The sequence below is a fragment of the Mycobacterium sp. 2YAF39 genome, from assembly GCF_052114565.1.
In the GTDB taxonomy this organism is placed as follows: Bacteria; Actinomycetota; Actinomycetes; order Mycobacteriales; family Mycobacteriaceae; genus Mycobacterium.
Window position 1 is genome coordinate 1 of record NZ_JBFREZ010000020.1, and the last position, 5,166, is coordinate 5,166.

The window sequence follows — 5,166 nt, forward strand, 5'->3', positions numbered from 1 at the left end:
CCCCTGCGGTGTAGTGCGGTGCGGGTAGTGCCCGGGTGTCGAGCTTGCCGTTGACCGTCAACGGCAACGCGTCGAGCACCACCACCGCAGCGGGCACCATATAGCTCGGGAGCCGATCACCGAGCCGGACGCGCACCGCGGCCGGATCCACAGTGCCGGTCACATACCCCACCAGACGCTTGTCCCCCGGGCGGTCTTCGCGGGCGATCACCACCGCCTGCTCCACACCCTCCACATCACCAAGAGCCGACTGGATCTCACCCAGTTCGATGCGATACCCACGAACCTTGACCTGCTCATCCGCACGACCCAGATAATCCAACTGACCATCCGGGCGCCACCGCACCAGATCCCCCGTGCGATACATCCGCAGCCCAGCACCACCGAACGGACACGCCACAAACCGCGACCCCGTCAACCCCGCACGACCCACATAACCGACACCCACCCCGGCACCGGCCACATACAACTCCCCCACCACACCCGCAGGCACCGGCTGCAACCACTGATCCACTACGAACAAGCCCAGGTGAGCCAACGGCACACCAATCGGGCTCACCGCACGATAGGCATCGCCCGCCACAATCTCCCGGACTGACGCATGCACTGTGGTCTCGGTGATGCCGTACATGTTGACCAGACGCGGCGAATCGGGATGGGCCGCCAACCACGGCGCAAGACGCTGTGGATCGAGGGCCTCCCCGCCGAACACCACCGTCTCCAGAGACAGCTGCGCCTCCGGCGTATCGACGGCCACCAACGCATAGAACGCAGACGGAGTCTGACTCAGCACACTGACCTTTTCCGCGACCAGCAGCGCCGAGAATTCCTGCGGTGAACGGGCCACCGCATCGGGCACCACAACCAGCCGTCCACCGCCCAGCAGCGCCCCCCATATCTCCCACACCGAGAAGTCGAACGCCAGCGAATGGAACTGCGTCCACACCTGCGGGGCTCCCGATTGCGTAGTGGCGTGCAGGGATTGCATCAGCTGGCTGACGTTGCGGTGCGTGATCGCCACCCCCTTCGGCGTTCCCGTAGTGCCCGAGGTGTAGATCAGATAGGCGATGTCATCGGGCGAAGGAGCCGGCAAGGCAGTACTGGGTGGGCTCTCGGTTGTCGAGTCATTGATGTCGACGATGACCAGATCGCGGCCGGAGAGTCGCCCTGCCAGCTCGGCGGTGGTGACTGCAGCTTTCGGTCCCGCGTCGGTCAACATGAAGTCGACCCGCATTTCAGGTAGGGCGGGATCGATCGGCAGATACGCTGCTCCCGTCTTCAACACCGCCACAATCGCCACGATCGCCTCGGCCGACCGTTCCAGCAACAGACCCACGTAGTCACCCGGGCCGACGCCGCACTCAGTCAGCCTGTGCGCCAACCGATTCGACACCCCGTCAAGCTCGCGATAAGTCATCGATTGACCCTGGAAGCTGATCGCGACCCCCGCAGGCGCAGCCTCGACCTGCGCAGTGAACAACGCTGAGATCGATTCCGCACTCGCCTGCTGAGTCAGCACCGGGCGATTGCTGATCTGATCCAGCCGGGCGCGCTCATCCTCGTCGAATACGTCGATCGAGGACACCCGCCGGCCTGGGCCGGCGGTCATCTCCATCAGCGCGCGCTCGAACCGGTCGACCAGCGTTGCGATGCTGGCGGTGTCGAACACGTCGGTGCGGAACTCCACAGCACCCGAAATTCCTGCGCCCTCACCGTCATCGGTGAAACGCTCGGCCAACGAGAAGCTCAGATCCATCCGTGCGGTCCGCGTCTCGATCGGCAACGTCGCGACCTGCAGGTCCCCCAACTCGGCATCCAGCTCACCATTACGCTGACCAAAGTTCTGCCAGGCCAGCATCACCTGCACCAACGGATGGTGGGCCAGCGACCGGGTCGGGTTGAGGCGTTCCACCAACACCTCGAACGGCACATCCTGATGCTCATACGCCGCCAACGCACGCTGCCGAACCTGGCCCAGCAGATCACCAACCGTGGGATCACCGGCCAGATCAACCCGCAACACCAACGTGTTGACGAACAACCCCACCAAGTCATCCAATGCAGGATCCGGGCGCCCGGCGATCGGGAACCCCACCGCCACATCGCTGTTGGCGCTGAGTTTGCCGAGCAGTATCGCCAGAGCAGCCTGCACCACCATGAAGCTGGTCGCACTGTGCTCACGCGCCAGTTGGGCCACCYGCTSCTGCAAMTCAGCCGGCCAMTCAATCGCCACSGTGGCACCGTGATAGTCCGCCACCARYGGRTACGGCCGATCAGTCGGCAACACCAACCGCTCMGGCAACCCCGCCAGCTCCTGGTGCCAGTAGCCCAACTGAGCGGCGATCAGGCTGTCAACGTCGTCCAGCTCGCCGAGGTGTGCACGTTGCCACAGCGTGTAATCGACGTACTGCACCGCCAATTCAGCCCAAGCTGGTGCCTGCCCCACGCAACGGCTGGCGTAGGCCGCCCCAAGATCCCGGATCAGCGGGGTGATCGACCAACCATCGGCCGCGATGTGATGCACCACGGCGACCAACACATGCTCGTCGTCGGAAACCCGGAAAAGCTGAGCACGCAATGGAATTTCGGCAGTCAGATCGAACGGATGCTGGGTCACCGAATCGACGGCTGCGCCCAGTTCGGTCTCGGACCAGCCGGCCGCATCGAGGACAGTCCAGCCGAAGTCGACCTCGTCGGCGGGAATCACCAGCTGCCGTGGGATCCCGTCTGGAGCCGCAAACCGCGTACGGAGGCTCTCGTGGCGGTCGACGACATCGGCGAGGGCCGCAACCAATGCCTCGACATCCAGCGGTCCGTGCAGCCGCACAGCGACCGGCATGTTGTATACCGCTGAAAGGCCCTGCAATTGGTCGATGAACCACAGCCGATTCTGGGCAAACGACAGGGGAAGCACCGCTGGACGCGCCACGCGCGCCAATGGCTGCAACCGACGCGCGCCCACACCGATGCGCGGCGCCAGTTGCGCCACAGTGGGTGCTTCGAACACCGCACGCACCGAAAGCCCGGCATCCAAACTGGTGTTGATCGCGGCAATCAGCCGCATCGCCGACAGGGAATCCCCACCCAGATCGAAGAACGAATCATCAATTCCCACCCGCGCGGCACCGAGGACTCGGGCGTAGATGCCCGCGAGGATCTCCTCGTTGAGGTATGTCGGGGCGCGGTATTCAGCGGTGGTGTATTCCGGTTCGGGCAGGGCGCGGGTGTCGAGTTTGCCGTTGACCGTCAACGGGATCGTGTCGAGGCAAACGATTGCGGCGGGAACCATGTAATCGGGCAACCGATCGGCCAACGCCGCACGGATTTCGGCGGGGCCGACGGTCCCGGTGACGTAACCCACCAGGCGCCTATCGCCCGGCCGGTCCTCACGGGCCATCACCGCCGCCTGCTCCACACCCTCCAATTCGCTTAGAACCGCCTGGATTTCGCCCAGCTCGACTCGGTAACCGCGGATCTTGACCTGCTGATCGGCACGCCCGAGGTAGTCGAGCTGCCCATCGGGGCGCCAACGCACAAGATCGCCGGTCCGATACATCCGTGCCCCGGCACCGCCGAACGGACACGCCACAAACCGCGATCCCGTCGATCCCGGCCGCGCTACATAGCCGACACCCACCCCCGAACCGGCGACATACAACTCACCCACCACACTGGGCGGCACCGGCCGCAACCACTGGTCCAGCACAAACAACGCCGCCCCAGGCACCGGCGAGCCGATCGGCGGAATTCCCGACCGCAGTGGCGCACTCAAGGTCACATTGGCCGTGGTTTCGGTCTGCCCGTAGGCGTTGATCATCACCCGCCTCGGCGCCCACCGATCCACCAAATCGGCCGGGCATGCCTCCCCGCTGACCACCAACACCATGGATCCCAATGCATCGGGCGGGAGCACATCTACCGCCGAAGGGGTCTGGGTCAGCACGTCGACACGCTCGGCCAGCAGCAGGCTGTGGAGGGCTTGCGGCGAAGTCGCGACTTCCTCGGGCACCACGACCACCCGCCCACCGCTGAGCAGCGCACCGAAGATGTCCCACACCGAATCTGTGGAAGCAAAGGAATGGCAGTGCGTCCACACCTTGCCCGGCGCCGCCAACCCCGGATCCAACGACTGCACGAGCTGAACGACGTTGTGGTGGGTGACGGCCACCCCCTTCGGGACACCGGTCGTGCCGGAGGTGTAGATCAGATACGCGATGTCCTCGGGCGTTGGTCCCGGCAACGCAGTGCTGGTTTGGCCGTCGACCACAGGACCATGAACATCGATAATCGCGTGACCGTGCCCATCGAGCCGCCCGGCAAGCTCGGCGGTGGTGATCACCGCAACAGCCGCCGAATCGGTGAGCATGAACCGGACCCGCGCATCAGGCAGCGCGGGGTCGATCGGCAGATACGCCGCGCCGGTCTTGAGCACTCCCAGAATCGCGACGATCGCCTCGGCCGAGCGCGGCAACAACAACCCCACACAGTCACCCGGACCGATGCCGCAACCAACCAGCAGGTGCGCCAACCGGTTCGACGCCTCATCAAGCTCGCGGTAGGTCATCGCGTGGCCAATGAAGCTGATTGCGATCGCCGCCGGTGCAGCCTCGACCCGGGCCGCAAACAACGCCGGAACCGCCACCGGCACCCTCGCGGGCTGAGTCAGCGCGGCACGATTGCCGACCTGATCCAACCGGGCTCGCTCGGCCTCGGTGATCACATCCACCGTCGACACCGGACGGGTCGCATCAGCGGTCAGACCCGCCAACACCCGCTCGAAACGCTCAACCAGTGTGTGAATACTGGCCGCATCGAACACGTCGGTGCGGAATTCCGCAGTGCCCGAGATCCCGGCCGGCGCACCATCGTCAGTGAAGCATTCAGTCAACGAGAACATCAGATCCATCCGTGCGGTCCGCGTCTCGATGGGTAACTCGCTGACTTGCAGGTCGCGTACGCCCAAATCTGTGGCCGGATGAGCCGACAGGTTCTGCCACGCCAACATCACCTGCACCAGCGGATGGTGGGCCAGCGACCGGGTCGGGTTGAGGCGTTCCACCAGCACCTCGAACGGCACATCCTGATGCTCATAGGCCGCCAACGCACGCTGCCGAACCTGGCCCAGCAGATCACCAACCGTGGGATCACCGGCCAGATCAACCCGCA

Annotated in this window: 1 protein-coding gene; it reads right to left on the reverse strand. The window is 64.9% G+C overall.

Translation table 11 applies throughout. The features are described from left to right. Positions 1-5,166, reverse strand: a 5,166-nt coding sequence (locus AB4Z42_RS28255) for an amino acid adenylation domain-containing protein (protein WP_442012555.1), incomplete at both ends; no start/stop codon positions are given.